Origin of the sequence: Peptostreptococcus faecalis, from assembly GCF_900240845.1 — a bacterium.
In the GTDB taxonomy this organism is placed as follows: Bacteria; Bacillota; Clostridia; order Peptostreptococcales; family Peptostreptococcaceae; genus Peptostreptococcus; species Peptostreptococcus faecalis.
This window is the reverse complement of record NZ_OERU01000003.1, coordinates 52,811-72,732: the sequence shown is the minus strand read 5'-3', so window position 1 is coordinate 72,732 and position 19,922 is coordinate 52,811. Positions and strand designations below refer to the sequence as shown.

The window sequence follows — 19,922 nt, the reverse complement described above, 5'->3', positions numbered from 1 at the left end:
TTATCCTCCTTAAAACCCATCTATATCCCATGTCTTGTTTGGGTAAAATCGAACCCTTTTTCCATCAACTTCTATATAAATACAATCACTATTTCGCCTAAGCGTTCCACCAATGTAATTATTTACATACTTTCTTGTAGCTAAATGTTCATTATTAACTCTTGCTGCATAAGTAGTTCCGTCCCAACTGTCTTGAGTGGATAGTTCTTTAACACTAAACTTACCTCTATCACCACCATTTAAATAAACATCAAAAGTATTATTACCTACGTATATATAATGATAAGATGAATATTGAAGTCTTATCGCTTTCCCATTTCCAGTTTTTCTAGCATCTATTTTTGGATCAAAACCATCTCCAGCATATTGATCCGTAAACAGATTTATAATAGGTTCATGATTATTTGGAACGGTTAAACAGTCTACAGCTACAAATCCCTTATTAATAGTTAAACCTTTATCATCAAATACAGCAGACGCTGAATCAATTTTGTTAAATGCTAACTTTATAGATTTTGGGTTTTGTTCAATTATAGACGTGACTTCACTAGAACTTACTTTTGAAGTGATTTTATCCCCTAGCTGTTTTATTTCAGTCTGAAAATCTGAGTCACTTACTTTAGATCTTATTTCACCTCTTAATATAGAAATTTCAGTACTACTAACCTTATCGCTTAGCTTTGTCTCTATCCCATCTAACGAAACCTTGAATTCAGATTGTTTATCTACTATACCATTAATTTTTTCGGAAAAACTAAAACCACCTTTAGAACTGTCTAAAAACATTTTTCCTATAATTTCTGATATCTTTCCACCAGTTCCAAGGATTAAAACTTCATCTAAATAATTCTTATGTTGATTTAAAACAGAGATATATTTTGCGAAAAATTCATATATACTTTTTCTATCTGAAGGACTATAGTTTCTATCTTGCCCAGCACCTTCTATAATATCTTTTAGATTTTTTTCTGCTATATTGATTTCTGGTATAATTGGATTTTCTATTTTCTCTAATTTTTTTAATATATCATCAGACAAGTCCTCACTTTTTGCGACTTCCCTAAGAAATGTAAAAAGTTCTTCTTTTAATTCTGTCAATTTCGATATATGGGCATCTATTTCATCTTGTTCTTCAGTCCCTCCACCAAAATCTTTCTTCTCATCAGCCATAATTCTTTCCATTGCCATTTGGAAAACACCTATTCCAGACATAAGATCCATAAAACCTTGATTAATGTTATCCTTTAATATGTTATTAGAAAAAGTTTTCTTTGTATTTTTAACTTCTAAAATAATATCATTCGCTGTCTGATTAATTTGTGAAATGCTTTCTTCTATACTAGTAGTTTGTGTAGTTATAGACCCAACAGTTTGATTGATTTTATCTAACGTTTGGGTTATGTTTGAAAATTTTGTTGTATTTTTTCCATTCTCTTCTTGAAATTCTTCATACATTCCATAAATTTTCTTTTCCACTGTAGCTAATTTGCTAGCGCCAAAAGATATATTAAAATACTCATTCTTTGAATGTGTAATCGTGTGTTGTCCATCTTTGTTAATTAAAACAAGGAATCTAGTTGTGCTTTCATTCAAAATCGTATTTGAAAAAATAAATCTTCCCGGTTGTTCAGCATCCCAGTAAATATACTTTTTTTCAGTAAAATCATCTGGAACGTAATAAATTTTGTTTCTATAAGTAACAACTGTTCCTGTAACTCTTATCCAACCTAAGGAAGGTGAGTTATCTGATATCATTCAAAACACCTCCTTTAGTCAATTATTATTCCCTCTGGTCTATCTCTTTCTTTTTCTTTATACTTAGGTATATATTCCTTTGGAAGATTTAACCTATTATATTTTTGTTGAATAAATAAATATTTTTTAGCATCTATTGCCCTCATTGCGTTTTTAGCCTGAGTTAAGTAATCAGCTATAGTTATACCATCTTCTTTTACTGTTTTTTTATTAGATAATTTTATAGATAACTCGTTTGACCTAACTTTATGAGAATATCCAGTAAAATATATAAACTCTTCAGTATCATTTTCCCTATCATACAGAATGACTAAATCACCTAAAGACATCTGTCCATTCCAATTTAATCTATTTAAAGGATTCAATCTTTCTAAAAAATTAACAACATCTATATCCCACTTTCTCGTTGGATAGCTTTTTTCTCTCAACTTACGCTTTGCTAATTCAATTAATTCACCTACATTTTCAGTTAAAAAGGAATCATTTTTATAGATTTCTGTGTAGTTATAGTTCATTAATTCTTCTAAAAGTTCTTTTGTAAAAATAAGGTTTCCTTCATTGTCAGTCGCTGTTGGTTTCTTGCAGAGAGTTATTATATTATTTATAGACCCTTCTAGAGCTTTTAGTTCTTCCTCTAAGAACTCTATGGAACTTATTACAAGAGATTTTCTATCTCTAAGTTTTGTTATCTTAGATATTATTTCAGCCGCCCTTACTTTATCTTCACCAGGTGGTCTTTCATACTCTTCTAATATATCTTCTAATGCTGTGATTTGAGCCTCTAGATCAATATGTTCTGAACCAAGTATTCTTTTTTCTTCAAGTTTTTTCACTCTTTCATCAACATATCTTTTCCATATCTTTTCTCTTTCAATTACAATCTCATAGTATTTTTTTAAAGCTTCTATTAATTCTTCCGTCATCTCATCATTTTCAAGGAAATATGTATAATCTTCTATGTATGGTTCACCTGTACAAACAGAACCTATTATATCCATTTCATCATTTCCTACAACTTTTAAACGTGTAACAATTTTGTCTGAATCATATTCTCTTTCCAATGATTTTATGTAATTGTCTTTTGAAAGATATAAACCTATTTCATCTACCAATTCTTCTTCCTTAAAAAAGTCAATTGTCTTGTTCCACGAATCAAAAGAAACCATGCAATCGAAACTTTCACATAAGTCTTTTGTGATAAAGTCATACCATTTCTTTTCTACATTCTCTATCCATCTAACTCTTTCGGTTTCGGTGCCTGGTTCATATTTAACCAAGTCTGTGACTTCGCCTAATTTCCAACCAGATTCTTGATATAGGTATTTATCTAAACTTAATATTTCACTTTCTTCATCTTCTTGAAAAAAAGATAGCCCACAATCTTCTAATTCTACATCTATTTCAGCAAGTCTTATTTCACTTGTTTTTGCTTCTAATTCTAAGACTTGTTCATTTTGCGTCTCAATCGATTTTATCAGAAAGACTTCATTTTCATTCAAGATTATTCTTCTTTCATTTTTTATTTCTTTAAAAAGAGGATATATTTTCTCTGTTTGACTAAAAATATCTAAATAATACTTAGGTATCTTTAATTGTATTACAGAATGTTCACCCACATTTCTAGATATCTCAGTAATTGCATTTGAAGGAATTTGCCCTAAATATCTTCCGCTTATGGTTGATAAATGAACGGTATATTTATTTTTTGCTGAGTCTAGGTAGATATTTCTTTTTATAATCGTTCCTCCTTTCCAATAGAAAAAGCGAAGGCATTAACCCTCGCTCTATTTTTTACTATTGAGTTATCTTATATTGCTTCTTAAATCTCTTTCGTGCTGTTTTATATATTTTTGAACTTCAGCAAGTATCTTCTCATATGTTCCAGTATCTACATTGCCTTGGATTTCTACTAAAGACTTGTTATAGGTAATGTTGTTGGTAGATTCTTTTCTTCTATCTTCTAACTCATTATATTTAGAATGCTGTATGTAACCACCTAAATTATAATCACCTACTCCAAGTATGTCGAGATTTTCCTTAAAACTTGCTATTGTATCATTAGCCACCTTTAATTTGGCGATTAGTTCTGCTTGAATTAAAGCTCCTGTTGCTGATAATCCGCCTTCAAACTCATTCATATAATCTATCAACGCTGTTTGAAGATCTTTCACATTACCATCCCAATCAGTAAATTGCCCCGATTGTATAGCCTCTTGAGCTTTTTTCAATAATTCAGCGTCAGTATATTCCTCATCTCTTTTTTCTTTAAGTTCTTTCAATTCATCAGCTAATCTTTTAGACTCATCATCATATATCTTATTTACTTTATCATCCACGTGTTTTTCAACGCTTTTCTGAAGTTCTTCTACTTTCTTTTCTAGTTCTTCATTTATTTTTTGAAGTTCTTTTTGCCCTTTTTGGCTAGTATCTTTTGTATATATATCACGCTTTTTCTCAAGTTTTTCAATTTCCTTTAATTTCTTTTGGTAATCATCTTGATAATCAGCTTCTTTTCTAGCCTCATTATATTCATCTTTCTTTTTCTTTATAGCATCTTCTCTAGCTTTACTTTCCTTCTCGATAGCTTTTATTCTTTCATCAGCCTGTTTCTTTAACATGCTAGTAATTTTATCTTCTATCGTTTTAGTGTCTTCAAGCTTTTGTTTCGCATTGTCTTTAACCTTTTGGTTCATTTCTTCCATTTTCTTATTATAATCTGGAATTTTGCTTTCAACAATGTCGAAATATTGAGATGCTAAACTTTTAATATCTTCATATAGAGTGGAAGTATCTTTAAGCTGTGCCATGTGTGTCTGATAATTTGAGATGTTATCTCCATTAAAAGTAAACCCATGTTTTTCTAAACGTCCTTGTAGATTTGATTTTAAGTTATTTAAGGTATTAATATTACTTTCGATAACTGTATTCATCTCTCTATATTTGGATGTTTGTGCGTCTAAGATATTTAATCTATCCATACCAAAAGCATATTTAAACTTAATAGAATATATATCTAGTGAATTATTTATTGCTTTTATAGCAGAATCCATAATTTTTGTTGCGGCCTCATAATTTTCTTTCCATGCAGAAATCCTTAATTTTTCAACCTCATCAACATTATTATCTATCTTCACTTCATGTTCTTTAATTCCATAATCCACATCAACAATTTTATCTACTGTTTTCTCGTATTCATCAAGTGTTTTTCTTTTTCTTTCAATTTCTTTCTTTTCTTCTTCAAGTTTCTTTCTCTTGCTATCAGCGCCTTTGCCATCTTTTAACTTCTCTAATTCTTTTTCGATAGCTAAATCACGCTCTTTATATTTAGCCATTTGAGCGTAATAGTTTGCTGTCAGAGTTCCGTCTGGTGTAAATTTGAACCCTTCAGTCCTCAACATATTTCTATATGCATCTCTTTCTACTACTAATGCCGCTCGATGTGCTTGAGAACGTCTTATTGATTCTCTTATTTGGTCGTTCTGAAGGAAAAGCATAGACACTTTTTCAGAGCCACGAGCTCTTTGCATATTTAAGTCTATTCTTTTAATAGAATTATTTACTCTATTAACTGCTCTTTCCATTTCATGAAGAAGATTAATATCTTCTTTTAATCCAAATTGTATTTCCTTTAAGGAATAACTCAGTCTATCTAAAGCTGTAATTCCTTTATAGTCAAATCCTTTGAGAGTTCTATTCTTGAATTCATTAACTAAAGACACGATGTCTTCATCCATAGGTGAAGCTGTTCCACCTATATAACCACCAATTGGTGTAGACATAGAACCATCACTTGTTGCTACTGCTCCCATTACTGGTGCTGTTGCTAGAGGATTAAGTTGAGTATTCTTTTTTCTAAAGATGGAAAGATCTTTAAGATTGAAATAATTAGAGTTCTTTAACTTTTTAAGTTTTTCTAATTTAGAGTCTATTTCATCTCTTTTAATATCAAGAGACTTTCCTCCACCTTTCCCTCCACCACCACCTGGTGAACCTTGAGTTACATATTTTGTAATTAATGTCGCTACTCTTGTTCCAGTAGGGAATGATCTAACAGCACCCGCAGCTGCTCTTGCCGGCCCCGATGCATTGTCTATTACCCTAACTGTAGCCGTTGTGCTTTTAGGTATCTTAGCTAATTGCCCTTTTACATCTGGGACTTTTACCGAAGGAATACTTATTTTTATTGGTTCGACTTTAGGCATTGTTGGTGCTGGAACCTTAGGTGTATTAACCTTTGGTGCAGCTATAGTATCCATCTTTGGTAAAGATGGTTTAGGCACAGTTGGCATACCTATTTTTGGTGCAGGTATTGTCCCCATACTAGGTAATGTAGGTTTTGGAATGATTGGTGTTCCTACTATCGGAGCGGGGAACACAGGTAAGACTGGCATAATTGGTACTGGCATTGTAGGTGCCTGCATTTGTGGCGCCGGTAAAGCTGGCATTGCCGGCAGAGTTGGTTCAGGTGTAACTGGCGTTTCAACTTGTGGTGCCGCTATAGGCCCGACTTGAGGTGGGTCTGGTTGAGGAATTACTGGTTTTTGGAATATGTATGGTGCAGCCTCAATTGGAGCTGGTGGTGCTGGTTGTTCAATTTCTACCTTTTGTTTAATAGGTGGCAAGTGAGCGTTTAGTCCTGCAAATCCACCATTTAAAGCGTCTGTTGCAATTTCGGGTGTAACCTTCTGTTTCTTTGGTGGTAATTCTTTTGAACCACTTGTTTCGCTTTCTTCAATCTCTACTCTTTGTTTTTTTGGAGGAAGTTCTTTTCCCGAAAAACCATCCATATTATCTATATCTATCTCAGCTTTTACCTTTAAAGTTTCCTTTAAATTGTCCGGTCTCAGTTGTGAAATAAGATCCCCTTGTCCTTGATTTTCTAATTCAAAAGCTACTTTTTGGACAAGTTTAGTGTCACCATTGAAATGTTGCATTAAAGCGTCATACCCTTGTGCGAATCCTTCACCATTTTCACCACTTAGCTGTGCTGTTACATTTACTCTTTTTTCAGCTGGCAAACTGTCTAAATATGATTTAACTCTAGACGCCCCTTCTTCCCCCACTGTACTTATCACTACTTTTACCATTGTTTCAGATTGAATATCTGAAAGACCGGTACTTTTACCAATATCATAAAGACCACTTGCAGCCTTGATACCACTTTCTGAAACTATATTATTATTCTTTACAAACGATTTCATTTTATCGTCAAGTTTAGAAAAAGTATCTAAATATGAACTAAATTCCTTTCCACTTAAAGAATCTATGCTTTTTTTCATTTCACTATTAAGTTGGTTATAGCTATCGCTTAAACGTGAAACCCCCTCACGATACTTATTAACTTCTTCACTTGCACCAGAGCGGATAGCAAACTTAACACCCTCATCAGTCTTAGACATATTCTCATATGCCTTATTCACATCCCCATTTGTTCCTGAAAAATATTTTGCTCCTTCACCTCGAAACATATTCTTTTTACTATCTTCTATTTTTTGGACAGCTTTTTCTAGACCTTCAAGTTCCTTTGTATTTAAGTTAGCATCCGCTATCTTTAATGCAACCTCAGCCTCTAGTTCAATCTTATTATCACCTTTAGAATAAAAATCTTGAACATTTTTCAAGCTATTTTTAAGCTGTTCTCCACCCGTTAACATTTTTTCAAATATATTACCGGCATTTCCATTAGGGTCAATATTCCTTATCGCTTCTAATTCGTCCTTAGTGAGAGAGAGTACGTCAGCGATACTCATTCCATTTTTTATATCACCAGTATTAAGTGCTTTCTTTATATTACTTAGGTCTTTTGCGGCATTTTTATTTTTAGGGTCATAATTCTCTATCGCTCCTAGCACCTTAGAGAAAGCGGACATACTAGCATCTGAAATACCATTTTGATTACTTAGTGCTTTTGCCCAATTTTGAACGCCAGAACCTAAACCATCATATGAAGCAATTTCACTTAAAGCATTTTTCTTTTGGGCGGTTGTTCTTGCATTCATAAGAAGTTGTTCAGCTGACATTATGTCCCTTATTTCTTGTTGAACTTTGTCAGCATAAGATCCTTTAGATCCACCTTCCATTAAGTCACTAAACTTAGTACCTTTCTTCTTCATATAATCTGCGGTTCTTTTTTCTTCTAAATTAGCGTATCCCCTATCAACATCTTCAAGCATTTTGATATAGTCTTTTGCTCTTCCGTTTGTAGATTTAGCCATTTCATCAGCCAAGCTCTTTATGCCAGCCTGATAAGTTTGCCTATCTTTATCCATCTTATACGCTTCGTTTAATTTATTTAATTGTTTTGTCCAATTTTGTATTTTTGACGGGTCGGCATTTTCTCCTAATTTATTTAAAAAGCTTACACCATCTGTCGTGCTTATTTTACCCCATGTAAGCATAGAGCCCATTTCGGAGATTGCTTCTTTTGCAGAATTTTTTAAGTTTTTAAATCTCCCAGAATCGAGTAAGCTTTGTTGCCCTACTGATGCATTATGGGCGTTAGCTTTGTCATATTTAGCTATGTCATTAGCTAGTTCCCCATAGGTTTTGTCTACTTCTTTTTTGTAACTATTGTAGCCCTCTTTCCATTTTGCCTGTCTTTTTTTCCAAGAATCATCACCTAACAAAGCATCGCTGTGTGTTTTGTTTTTTGGTAAAAACTTAGACATATCTGTAAAAGCATAATCTTTCATGCTTTGTTTTGCTAGATTTTTGTAATAATCTGAAACGCTTTTGTTTTTATTGTTTATGCGACCGATTATGCTATCACCTATAGACTCGCCCCTAGTCATTTCAGTTAAGTTCTTGTCTGCTATGCTTTGATTTTCTTGTTTTATTAATCTTTCTTTTGACTCTTGTGCCACTTTTAGTCTTTTAATCAGACCATCTGCGTTAGCACTCATGGACACAATTGGGTTTCCATCTTTATCATAACCTTTAACCATATTAGGGAACATATCGGCAATTTTTTCATTATATGCCTTTAATTTGTCCATATCAGCCTTTTGCGATTCTGACATATTCTCATATGGCGTGTTTGATAACTGCTTTTGTTTATTTCTTAAAGAATCATATTCTTTTTTATTGTTTTGTAAAAAGTTTATATTTGAAGAAATAGCTTTGTTCTCACCTACTAAGGCATTTCTTCTATCTATGTGGGCTTGCCTAGACATGTTCACACCATTAGTTAACTTTTGGTATCCTTTATACCCATATTCTAATCCTTTAGATATAGCTAAAGTAGCTCCACCATATAAAGCACCTGTTGCTAACATTCCTCCAACACCAGATAATAGATTTTTAGCTACCCCACCTATTCCTTTTGTTACTCCACTGATTTTATCTCCTATACCTATTTTGGACGATTGTGAACTAACTTTATTTAAAGACTTAAGTTCTTGGACTTGTCCAGATATCCCTTTTCTGTGTTGTTTAGCACTTTCGGCTGCCTTAATATTAGCTGAAATCCCTTTTTTAGTTATATCTAAATCTTTCTCTTTTGCTTTACCTAATGAATCAACAGTCTTAAATTGAGATGCTAATTCTTTTCTAACAGCTTTTGCTTGTTCTGGTGTTCTTTCACTTGCCTTGACATTAGATCTTATAGATTGAGTATTTTTATCATTAGCTTTAGTCAATGTATTTACTGCATTTGTTTGTTCTTTTATATCTCTAGGTTTAGAGAAAGAATCTGCTGTTATTTTCGGTTTGTTTGTAGCTTTAGAATGTTTCTTAGGAGTATCGTTCCCAAGTAATTCTTCCCACGTTTTTATAGGTGTCTTAAACCCATTAAATGAACTTTTTAACATCCCTAGCCCTGATGCCATAACAGGTAGTTGAAGATTATATTTTTCTGCAAAACCTACTAATTTATCTAAACCTCCAGCAAAAGCATTAAGAGCATCTAACCCACCCTGAACCTCCTATGATTAAAATCACAGGGTTCTAAGGTTTATTAATTAAACCTATTTACGTTCTCCATAGCTTAAACTACTTTGATACGTATTGGCGTGTCCAGTTCGCCTCTAGTGTATAACCCTTCTAAGGGTACAACGTTACTTTTCTTTAATATGTTTAACGCTCCATTTACATCTGCATTTAAGATTAATCCTTTTTTTGTTTTATACAATCCTCTTTTTACTCTTTTGCCAGAGAATACATATTCTTTTGGATTATCATTGTTATATGTTGGGATTTCATCATTATCAAAGAAACTTGCTTTAGAAGTATAACTTTCTTCTTGTTTTTTAAACTCTATACCATATAATTCACATAGATACTCCAACTTTTCTCTTAGTTTACCAAATGGTATATTTGTAAAGTTTTGATTGTTTATTCTGCCAAGTTTACTGTTTCTTTGAAATGTTTCATTATACCCACAAACTATTTTTCCAATATTATTTTTAAGGCAATAATTAATTATTATCCTTGCTGTTTTAGACATATAATCATTGACTTTATTATTTCTTTTTTCAGCAATTCTATATTGTCTATTTGTAGGTCTTTTCCCATATTTTTGATTATCTTTAATGCTTTGTAATATTGCATTTTGCTTATTATATCCTTGATTTATAGATTTTAACCTTCTCCCATCAACTATGAAGGATTCACCTGTTGATACCACACAAGTAGCTAAATTATTAATTCCTAAATCTATTGCTAGTGCTTTGTTTTTGTCTAAATTTCTTTGTTCTTTCTCAACTTCATAAGTATATTGAATCTCAAAGAACCTAGCTTTAGCTTTAGGTATAATTCTTATCTCCTTTATCTTTTTATCTAAAAGAATTTGTGGGATTTTTATAGTAACAGTTGAATGTTCTTTTTTAAATTGATTAGAATATGGTATAGTTAAAAGATTTCCCTTTAATCTAACAAATCCTATAATAAGTGTCGTAAATCCATCTTTTGGAAGATATTTTGGCAATTTAATATTTCTAAATGAATACTTTCCTTTCTTAGCTAATTTAATAAGACTGAAAAAGGACTTAAAAGAACCATCTACTTCTTTTAATATTTGTTGTGCCATATTAGAATTTAGTTTTTTATAGTTTTCACTATCTTTTAGTAATACATAATTTTTTTCGTAGTTCAAATATTCTCCTTCTTGAAAATAATACTGACGAATATTATATATAGCTTCATTTGCTAAGTTTTTAGCTACATGAGATAGTTCTCTTATATTTTTATAGTCTTCCTTAGATAATTGTTTTACTTGTTGCTTTACAGTTAAATACATTTTCTCACCTCTTTTCTATAAGGCAATTGTACCGCATTTTACTGAATAAGCCCATATTTTTGTAAAAGTTTTCTGGACTAATGCCTTGAACCTTGTACTTTATCATTTTTGAGGTCTCGTTCATATAGATTCGCTACTATCTATACAGTTCTCTTATGAACTTCTTACACTTTCGTGCAAGCACAGACTATATCTTATCCTTCACCATTACGTGTTAAGGTCTACCCACTTCCACACGCTTGTGTGTACTTCCCTCAAGAGGAATAGTCGTTGAAGTTTCTCCTATTCGGAGCTTACCTGCTGATTGCCCATTATTGTAGAACACTTAGGATTTAACCTTATGTTATCTAGTAATTTTTTTCTGCTTTCGCAACATTCACACTTGAGTATATTTCATCTCTATGTTGTAGTTTTACTAGCTTTAGGGGTTTCCAGCAATTCAAGTAGTATTGGATGAATTTCTCTCACCTCTACATACAGATTTCTCTATATGCTTACTATTTACGTATCTATTTTACGATTCATCTCATGATTAAAATCACGAGGATTCTCGTTTATATCACTACGTTCCTAATAAACAGCCTTCCCATTTATAAGACCAGTTCCTATGGAAGTCATGGTCTCTTTTAGCTTGTTTGTCTTACCAGCTAATGAGTTTACATATTTTTCGTTTTCGGCTTCAGCTGAACCAAAGTGGTCTCCTTGGCTAAACTCATTACGAAGTTTCTTAAATGTTTCGTAATTCCCCATTAAAGCTTGGAATATATCCGCTCTATGTTTACCTGCTATAGACTCAGATAGACCGGCTCTTTGAGCATCGTTTAATCCACCCCATTTTTTCTGAACTTCATCTAAAAGTTCAACTTGGGATTTAAGAGATCCTTTTGCCTTATCTTTATATATATCAACGCCAGCAATTTCTTGAAGTGCCTTAGCTGTTTTATTCGCATGGAGTGTCCCATCTTTGGCACTGGTTGTAATACCAGCCATATTAATAGCAATAGATTTTAAACCATTACCAACTTTTTCTGGATTCTGTATTGGTTCATTTGTGGCTGTAATCATTGCAACAGAATCGGCTAAGTTCATTCCATATGCTTTCATAACTCCACCACCACGCTGTAATGCCTCGGCTACACCTGCTGAAGATATAGCATAATTATTACCTGCATAGTTAAGCAAGTCCATTGCATTAGCTAATTGTGTTGTTTCTTTTGACATTCCCTTTACGTTAACTCTTTGTTTCCCTAAAGGGTCTAAGTTGAAAGATTTAACTATGGTATTGACAGCTTTTGTTGCCTCAACTTTATCCATATCACCAACGTTAGCTAATATCATAGATTTTCTTGCAACTGCCATAGACTCTTTCATACCGCCCATACCAGATTGTAATGCTGTAGCTATTGATGATTGGACATCAGATGAAGCCATCCCAACATCTTTCGCTATTTGGATAGCTTGTTTTCTAATAGCTTTTGTTTGAGATTCTGTCGCTACATCTCTAGGATTTGCTACCTTCTTTATATCTGTCATTGAAGCATCTAAATCTTTAAAAGTTTGGATTGCTCCAGTTACTTGAGAACGTAAAAAAGAGCCAGCCAAATATCCCATTGAGGTTCCGAACATGGACATCTTAAAATCATCTTTAAGTTTTGCCATTCGGCCTTGATATCGGCTCGCTACTGTCATTTGCGTATTTACTTTTTTTAATTCGGAATCAAAACTTGCTGTTCCTAATGAAGGTGATTTAGATAAATCGACTATCCCTTGTCTAAGACCATTAATAGTTTTAGGTTTTAAACCACTTTCTAATCCAGACAATCTATTTATTGTCTTATCTAATCCTTGTAATTGTTTACTTGCTGTAGCTGTCCTGTTTAATTCAGTTCCAAAAACTTTCATTTTACTAGCTGTTGAAGTTATATCTTTTCCTCTAATTTGTGAAAAAGATTGGCTTAAATTTTTATTTAGTTCAGCCCCAGCTTTTTGCGTTACTAGATTACTTAAACCACCCAGTCTATTGTTTACAGCCGTTTGTCTACTTCCATATGATTTTTCTAGAGAGGAAATTTCTTTCAAAGCTTTAGCACTTTGTTGATAACTATTCATCGTCCTTCTAGCGTTTTCATACGTAGCGTTATTGACAGGTTTTTTATCTAATCCTTTATAAAATCCATCCATTTGTTTAGATAGCTTATTCCCTAAGGTTTTAGTTATATCCCCATCTAGACTTCTGATAGTATTTTTTATCTTTAAAGCATCTTTATCTATTCGTCCAAATGCCTTCAGTAAGCCATTGCCTGATTTAGCACCGAACATTTGAGTGTCCATCTGTTTTGCTATTTTTTGCTGTTCACTAGACATTTGTTTGTATAGTCCAGACATCTGTCGTTGTCTATCTCTAATATTTTTATCTAAATTCTTTCTAGCATTATCGCTTTCAGCTTTAGCAAACTTATTACTTAAAGAAGCTTTTTCCTGCCCTAATCTTTTATATTCATTTAGCTTTTTTCTATCTATCCCAGCTAATTCATTTTCTGCCTTCTTTGCATCTTTGACCCTATTCTGTTGAGATTGCTTTGACGCTTTATCTAAACTGTTAAGGGCTTTCTTACTACTTTCGGCATCTAGTTCTAATTTAGCTTTAATCTTTTCATTTTCAAGAGCTTTCATTTTGCTCTTTGCTTCATCTGTACTGAGATCTAATGTACTTTTTATTCTAAACTCAGCCAAAAAATCACTCCTTCCTTATCCTATAGGTACTCCTAGACCACTCATTGTTTCTAAGAATATCTTATCTAAGTTTCCAGAAGCCCATGATTCCCATGTAATCCTGACACTCCACACGATTAAAATCGTGGGGTTCTTAGGTAATACCATCTATTGATAGTAAATTTACTAAGCTAACCCCGAAAGTCCTTCGGTTTTAATATTTATGCTCGCATTGATATCTCTATCGTGATTCGTGTTGCAATTAGAACAAGTCCATTCTCTTATGGTTAACTCTTTCTTGCCATCATTGTGTCCACATTTAGAACAAATTTGAGAACTAGGGAAGAATCTATCTACCTTAACAAGTTTTCTTCCTTTCCATTTAGACTTGTACTCTAATTGTCTTACGAATTCACTCCACGATACATCGGCTATTGATTTCGCTAATTTATGATCTTTAATCATGTTTTTTACGTTTAAATCTTCTATACAAATGACTTGGTTTTCATCAGTTATTCTTGAAGAAATTTGATGTAAAAAATTATTTCTTTGATTGAATATCTTTTCATGTATTAAAGCAACTTTCTTTTTTTGTTTTTGATAGTTTTTACAATCATCTAATTTACGATTATGTTTTTTGGCTATCTCTAAACGTTTTGAAAGTTTTCTTTGTTCAATTATTAGTCGCTTTTCAAGAGAATGATAGAATTTTTTGTTATCTATTTTTTCTCCTGTGGAAGCTACACAGAAATGAGAAAGACCTAAATCTAAGCCAATTTTATTTTCGACTGGTTCTAGTTCAACATTTTCAGTTTCTACTAAGAATGCTGCAAAGTATTTTCCAGATTTAGATTGACTGATTGTTACATTCATTAATTTTCCTTTAAATCGTAACTTCTCCGCCATTTTTACCCACCCAACTCTAGATATATAACAGTAGTTTTCATTCACCTTCATTCCAGCTGCTGTCCTATAAGATTTTTTAGAGTATTTTTTACTCTTGAATTTAGGGAGCCCAAACTTAGATTTAAATGTATTTTTGTATGCTTTTCTTAAATCCATAGTCACTTGGCTTAATGGTTGAGCTTCAACTTCTTTTAACCATGAATATTCTTCTTGTTTTTTAAGAATTGCATATGTTGTCTTGTCTTCTAAATACATTTCATCTTCTTGTTTCATTTTATAATTTGTTTGAGTTTGGTTTAAAATAAAATTCCAGTAAAATCTTACGCATCCAAATGTTTTTTGAAATTGTATCTGTTGTTTAGTATTTGGGTAAATACGTATCTTATGTGCCTTTTTCATTTCTGTCACCTCCTTAACGTATAATCAGTATCTTGTTCTTTGATTTTCAACATATCTTTTAATTATTTTACTAGATACATCACCAGCAGTTGAAACAAAAAATGACCTTGTCCAAACACTTGGCATTTTGCTTAAATGTTCAAATTCTTGCCTTAATTTTCGTGATGTAATACCTTTTATTATCTTCATTATTTCAGAAGGAGAATATATAGGTTGTACATTTATGAATAAATGGCAATGCTCTTTATCTGTCTCTATTGCAATAATATCCCAATCATTCTCAATACATATTTCTTGAATGACTGATTTAAATCTAATATCTACTTTGGAATCTTCAAATATTTTCCTTCGATATCTTGGACAAAAAACAAAATGATAATTGATTAACGAAACAGTTGTTTTTGAGTCTCTGTATTCATTATTCATAATTTTATTATATGCTATTTAGTGTACGAAATCAATAGTTTTATACACAATATTAAAACTATTATACTTTCTTTTTTTTGTGTGAAGTTTGTTCATATAGATTCGCTACTATCTATACAGTTCTCTTATGAACTTCTTACACTTTCGTGCAAGCACAGACTATATCTTATCCTTCACCATTACGTGCTAAGGCGAAACCACTTCCATCACCAATGGCTTGTGATGTACTTCCCTCAAGAGGAATAGTCGTTGAACCTTCCTATTTCTAGGCTTGGATGCTGATTTTCAATTTTAAAGCACTTAGGGTTTAACCTTATGCCATCTAACTTATTTTTTCTGCTCTCGCCACATTCACGTTTAAGTTTTGTATTATCTTTGCGTTGTAGTTAAGTTAGCTTTACGAATTTCCAGCAATTCAGTTTCTTAATTGGAATACATGAGTTTTATGTATTCACTACATACAGATTTCTCTATATGCTTACAGTGTATTTGACAAGCTTTCATCCACACGATTAAAATCGTGGGTTTTCTCGCTTGAAAAACCTATAATTGTTGTGGCACCTCTATTCCATGTGTGGCCTTTCTCTAATCCGTACATCGGAAAGAAATGAGTTCTATAAACCTGTGATGTCCATGAATAATCATTTCCACCACCTCTATCCTCTATTCCTACCTCCATTGAATTTGCTGATGTTCCCAATATAAACACTGAATTTGCCAAACTTCCTGTTATTCCACCAACCTGTCCGGATATTATGTTCTTTCCTTCTTCTTGAGTTTTTTGTGCCATAACTGGGGTTGTTTGTGTCATACAACTCTTTATATAAGCTTCACACTCTTCAATCGATCCAAAGACCATATTTTCACCTCATAACTATTTATCTTCTTTTATGGCGTTTATAATTTCTTTATCTTCTTTTTCTTCTTTCGCACTGATTTCTTTTAATAATTTTTCTCTACTTTCTTCTGCCTTCATTGCTGATTCTTCGCAAATATAAAATCTGTAGCAAAAATCTATCATTTCAAAGTAAATAGTTTTTAGTGTAGTATATACTCTTGCTAAAGCATCGGACTCTGGAACTTCCTGAAATCCGTATTCAACTTCTATATTTGTAAGTTTTTCTATGAATAATTTCATCAATTCAGAATCGTCAAGTTCACATTTTTCAAATATAACCTCAGAGCATACCTCTAAAAGTTCTTTTTCTATTTCGCCTGTTGGATTCAAAACGTATATATAATCTATTTCACCGTCATCCATAGTAACCGAAATTATATCTCTATATTTTTCCTTCTTAGGCAGTTCACTTAATTTTATTGTTCTCATAATTTTCTCCTTATATCTTTATCTCTAAATTACATTTAATTTTTATATTTACATTTCCGTTGATTTTTATTTTGTTTGTTCCCTTTTTTAGTTTCAACCAATGTCTGTTTACTTTATGGAACTTATTTTCATCATTTTCATCTATTACTATAAACAGTTGATTGTCGATAAATATTTTTTCTCCGTCCTCTAGCCCTTTTACTACAAGAGGTTCAGAATCTTCTATTGATTCATTTAAAATTTCTACGTTTCCACTTGCGTTTGCCTCAATTTCTAGCATTGGATATACATATTCTCTTGAAATACACTCATTGTTTATATTTGTAAATCTTTCTCCCTCGACCAACAAATCTTTTCTTATCTTTTTCACTGGATGTTTGTAATATGGTTGAAAGGTTACTGATAAAATACCTTTTTTTTGATGTGTCATTTTCTTTGTAACCTTTGTTGCTCTAAAATAGTAAACTAATTCTGGATTATCATAAGAAATGAATTCACAAAATTTATCTTGTGTTAACCAGTTAATTATTTCTTTTTCCAACTCATCACTCCACTTTATTGCTTGTCTATTCTCTGTTAAGCAAAAATCTAAAGTGATTGGTTCTGGTGGAGACTCCTCTTTGGTATAAAAAGGATTATCTCCAAAACTACTTTCTACTTTTAACTTGTATTCAAATGGAATCCCATAGTCCATTAGCACGTCATTTTCACCGACAGTCACTAACATTATCCCTATGCTCTCCGAATTGACTCCATCGAATATAAATCTGTCCGAATGAAAGACCAATTTTATTGTCTCCTTTCTTTTAAAAAAATATTTAAAGCCAATAAATCTTATTGAATTTAAATAAAATTTTAAATTGACTTAAAAAAAATAACCCCACCAATTGGTGGGGTATATCAATACTAAGCAGCTTCATTATCAAGTTTTATAGAAGGATCTAGGTTTTTCACCTTTTCTTCTAAATCTGTTGTTCCATCATCTTCAATAAATGTCAATTCAAAAATTTCTCCTAATTCATCTGGGAAACAGTCAAATTCCATTGGGAACTTAGATGGATTCTCTGTAGAGAATGTAAGTTCTGCATTATTCTTTGCTCTCGCATTATTTATAACTAGATTTAAAGCCATCTTTTTACCATTCTGCATTTTAGCTGAAACTATTGCTTCAATTCTAAGGTTTGGTGTATCTCCTTCTGAAGTAACCTTTATTACCTTCACTTTTTGTGCTACATTCTGATAAAAAAGTATTACAAACTGACCCTCTTTTACAGTATCTGGGAACACAACTTCTGTATCATCACCTACTTTTGTAACAGTTACCTCAACTTTTTCTCCTAGTTCGGCACCATCATCTTTTAGTAGCATAGCCATCATAGAACCCTCTAAAGGAGACTCTCCTTTTAGTATTACCTTCTTATCGGCTCCCAATTTTGCTTTAAGTTTTTTTGCTACTGCATAATTATTCTTTTCAGCAACATCACTTGCAAGAATTATAGAAAGCTGTGGAAACTGGATAACTTCAAACTCCGCTTTCCCACTTACTTTTTTACCACTGTTAAACCCTATTGTATCTACGCCTTTTGCCTTTGCAAAAACTTCTTCTGATTCAATTTTTAACTCAAAAGAGTTCGCTGCTTCAGTATAAAACAACGGTACTCCTGTCTCTTTATTAAATACTCCCATATCGGCAGCGTCTTTTATTGCGAATGCCATTAATTAATCACCTATCCTTCATTATTTTTATATAAAAAAAGACAAGACTAAATTGTCTCATCTATATTTATCTTAATTTCTTTTTTCCAATCCAACATTTCCTTTGGATCTATCTTGTAATTCCCAGAAGTAAACATCTTAACATCCATATCATGTCTATCTTTCAAGAAACTAGCTTTAAACGTATTAATCAATTGGTAATACGTCCAATTGGCTACTTCTTTATAATCTCTACCTGAATCATTTACTACAACATTGATATAATCACATATATGTAATACTTCTTTTTTCTTTCTTTCTCGCTCTTTTCTTTTAAATATTTCTATATATTTTCTTTCTTTTGCACTCCCATTGTTTTCTACCCACTCATCATCTTCTTCTGTTCTACTTAGTATAGACTTGATATCTATATCTAATATTTTAAAAATAACCTTTAAAAGTATGTTGAAATTTTCTTTATCTATAAGAATTTTATCATCTTCAGAGTCCCCTTTATTTATTAGGATAACTATTCCCTTGAAATCTTTTCTGTCCTCAAAAGGATCTTCTTTGATATCTATGTCCTTTATATTGCAATCAAAAAAACAACTTAGTAGCAAGAATAATTTTTCTAAAAAAGTGTACCTTATTTCTCTTTTAAAAAATACATCATTATACCTTGTTTGGACTTCTCTTTTGTATTCCTCTGAATCCATTTGAGCCACAGCTTCATTTACCATACTCAAACAATCTAATTTATATAAGTCTGCACTCGGTGATAACCCAGTCATTTTTTCGTAGAAAGTTTCAATCATTATGAAAGTAGATGTTATATCAGATTCTTTGATTGGCAATTCTAATAGTTCTTTTAAGCTTGGCTGTTTTATGACTCCTAATCCATATTGAGACAAGTCTATATCTTGTCCAGTCATTAATTTACTCTCAATCATCAAATCCCTCGTCTTTCATCCCATATACACTGAAGTATGTAAGGTATCCAGAGTATTCTTGATTTAAGTCTCTAATTCCTATTGTTTCTATGAACCTAACTTCACCTAAAGAATCTATAGAGTTTCCCGATAGCTTTTTAACTATCAAATCAATTAATGCATATGTTCTTGAGCCATTTAAAGTTCTGTCACAGTCATTGTGGCAAGAAACCCCTATTTCAAGAATATTTTCAAAAGAATTCTTTCCATGCCATTTAGATGTGCCATCTTGCCAGTTTGTCTTTCTAGATATATTTATAGTTATATTTACATTCGCATCCCTTTGCAAAGTTTCTATTCTTCTATTTTTAAAAAACTGTTTTTTTAAAGCACCCACTGGATTCTTTACCTTTGGTTGAGATGGAATGTCTATATCTTTTTCTTTATAATAATGCATGAATTTAGAAATTAAATCATCTTGAATTAAAACATTGTAAACCTCAGTTACCATTCTATTCATATATCCTATTTGTGCCAT

The 19,922-nt window shown here is 32.1% G+C and carries 13 protein-coding genes; all 13 read right to left on the bottom strand.

The features are described from left to right. Window positions 1-9: 9 nt before the first annotated feature. A complete protein-coding gene (locus C0982_RS07050; RefSeq protein ID WP_101773528.1) occupies window positions 10-1,755 on the bottom strand; it encodes a coiled-coil domain-containing protein in 1,746 nt (581 codons plus the stop codon). A 14-nt stretch (window positions 1,756-1,769) separates the two neighbouring features. Further along, window positions 1,770-3,371 carry a phage tail protein gene (locus tag C0982_RS07045; RefSeq protein WP_101773527.1) on the bottom strand — a complete coding sequence of 534 codons (1,602 nt, stop codon included), beginning with the start codon at window positions 3,369-3,371 and terminating at the stop codon, window positions 1,770-1,772. Window positions 3,372-3,557: 186 nt separating this feature from the next. Then, window positions 3,558-9,581, bottom strand: coding sequence for a hypothetical protein (locus tag C0982_RS07040; protein WP_101773526.1), 6,024 nt, complete (start codon window positions 9,579-9,581; stop codon window positions 3,558-3,560). A 158-nt stretch (window positions 9,582-9,739) separates the two neighbouring features. Continuing rightward, a complete protein-coding gene (locus C0982_RS07035) occupies window positions 9,740-10,990 on the bottom strand; it encodes an RNA-guided endonuclease InsQ/TnpB family protein (protein ID WP_101773525.1) in 1,251 nt (416 codons plus the stop codon). 570 nt (window positions 10,991-11,560) lie between these two features. After that, complete coding sequence (locus C0982_RS07025) at window positions 11,561-13,723, bottom strand: phage tail tape measure protein (RefSeq protein WP_101773524.1); 2,163 nt, start codon at window positions 13,721-13,723, stop codon at window positions 11,561-11,563. A 165-nt stretch (window positions 13,724-13,888) separates the two neighbouring features. Beyond that, window positions 13,889-15,007, bottom strand: coding sequence for an RNA-guided endonuclease TnpB family protein (locus C0982_RS07020; protein ID WP_101773523.1), 1,119 nt, complete (start codon window positions 15,005-15,007; stop codon window positions 13,889-13,891). Window positions 15,008-15,031: 24 nt separating this feature from the next. Next, window positions 15,032-15,433, bottom strand: coding sequence for an IS200/IS605 family transposase (tnpA, locus tag C0982_RS07015; protein WP_101773522.1), 402 nt, complete (start codon window positions 15,431-15,433; stop codon window positions 15,032-15,034). Window positions 15,434-15,911: 478 nt separating this feature from the next. Then, window positions 15,912-16,292 carry a hypothetical protein gene (locus C0982_RS07010; RefSeq protein WP_101773521.1) on the bottom strand — a complete coding sequence of 127 codons (381 nt, stop codon included), beginning with the start codon at window positions 16,290-16,292 and terminating at the stop codon, window positions 15,912-15,914. Window positions 16,293-16,307: 15 nt separating this feature from the next. Next, window positions 16,308-16,760: a hypothetical protein gene (locus C0982_RS07005; protein ID WP_101773520.1), complete on the bottom strand. Its 453-nt coding sequence runs from the start codon at window positions 16,758-16,760 to the stop codon at window positions 16,308-16,310. Window positions 16,761-16,770: 10 nt separating this feature from the next. Then, the gene (locus tag C0982_RS07000) at window positions 16,771-17,547 is read right to left on the bottom strand and encodes a phage tail domain-containing protein (RefSeq protein ID WP_101773519.1); all 777 of its coding nucleotides are present in this window, start codon (window positions 17,545-17,547) and stop codon (window positions 16,771-16,773) included. 119 nt (window positions 17,548-17,666) lie between these two features. Continuing rightward, window positions 17,667-18,476, bottom strand: coding sequence for a hypothetical protein (locus C0982_RS06995; RefSeq protein WP_101773518.1), 810 nt, complete (start codon window positions 18,474-18,476; stop codon window positions 17,667-17,669). A gap of 47 nt (window positions 18,477-18,523) precedes the next feature. Further along, the gene (locus tag C0982_RS06990) at window positions 18,524-19,405 is read right to left on the bottom strand and encodes a hypothetical protein (protein ID WP_101773517.1); all 882 of its coding nucleotides are present in this window, start codon (window positions 19,403-19,405) and stop codon (window positions 18,524-18,526) included. Beyond that, entirely contained in the window at window positions 19,398-19,922 is a 525-nt protein-coding gene (locus tag C0982_RS06985) for a hypothetical protein (protein WP_101773516.1), read from the bottom strand. The genes C0982_RS06990 and C0982_RS06985 overlap by 8 nt, the downstream gene beginning before the upstream one ends.

What these genes read in the sequence shown, in the direction of transcription:
- tnpA (WP_101773522.1), bottom strand. Translation starts at nt 15,433, where the DNA reads ATGAATAATGAATACAGAGACTCAAAAACAACTGTTTCGTTAATCAAT.
- C0982_RS06990 (WP_101773517.1), bottom strand. Translation starts at nt 19,405, where the DNA reads ATGATTGAGAGTAAATTAATGACTGGACAAGATATAGACTTGTCTCAA.
- C0982_RS06985 (WP_101773516.1), bottom strand. Translation starts at nt 19,922, where the DNA reads ATGGCACAAATAGGATATATGAATAGAATGGTAACTGAGGTTTACAAT.
- C0982_RS07035 (WP_101773525.1), bottom strand. Translation starts at nt 10,990, where the DNA reads ATGTATTTAACTGTAAAGCAACAAGTAAAACAATTATCTAAGGAAGAC.
- C0982_RS07020 (WP_101773523.1), bottom strand. Translation starts at nt 15,007, where the DNA reads ATGAAAAAGGCACATAAGATACGTATTTACCCAAATACTAAACAACAG.
- C0982_RS07010 (WP_101773521.1), bottom strand. Translation starts at nt 16,292, where the DNA reads ATGGTCTTTGGATCGATTGAAGAGTGTGAAGCTTATATAAAGAGTTGT.
- C0982_RS06995 (WP_101773518.1), bottom strand. Translation starts at nt 18,476, where the DNA reads ATGGCATTCGCAATAAAAGACGCTGCCGATATGGGAGTATTTAATAAA.
- C0982_RS07050 (WP_101773528.1), bottom strand. Translation starts at nt 1,755, where the DNA reads ATGATATCAGATAACTCACCTTCCTTAGGTTGGATAAGAGTTACAGGA.
- C0982_RS07005 (WP_101773520.1), bottom strand. Translation starts at nt 16,760, where the DNA reads ATGAGAACAATAAAATTAAGTGAACTGCCTAAGAAGGAAAAATATAGA.
- C0982_RS07040 (WP_101773526.1), bottom strand. Translation starts at nt 9,581, where the DNA reads ATGGCATCAGGGCTAGGGATGTTAAAAAGTTCATTTAATGGGTTTAAG.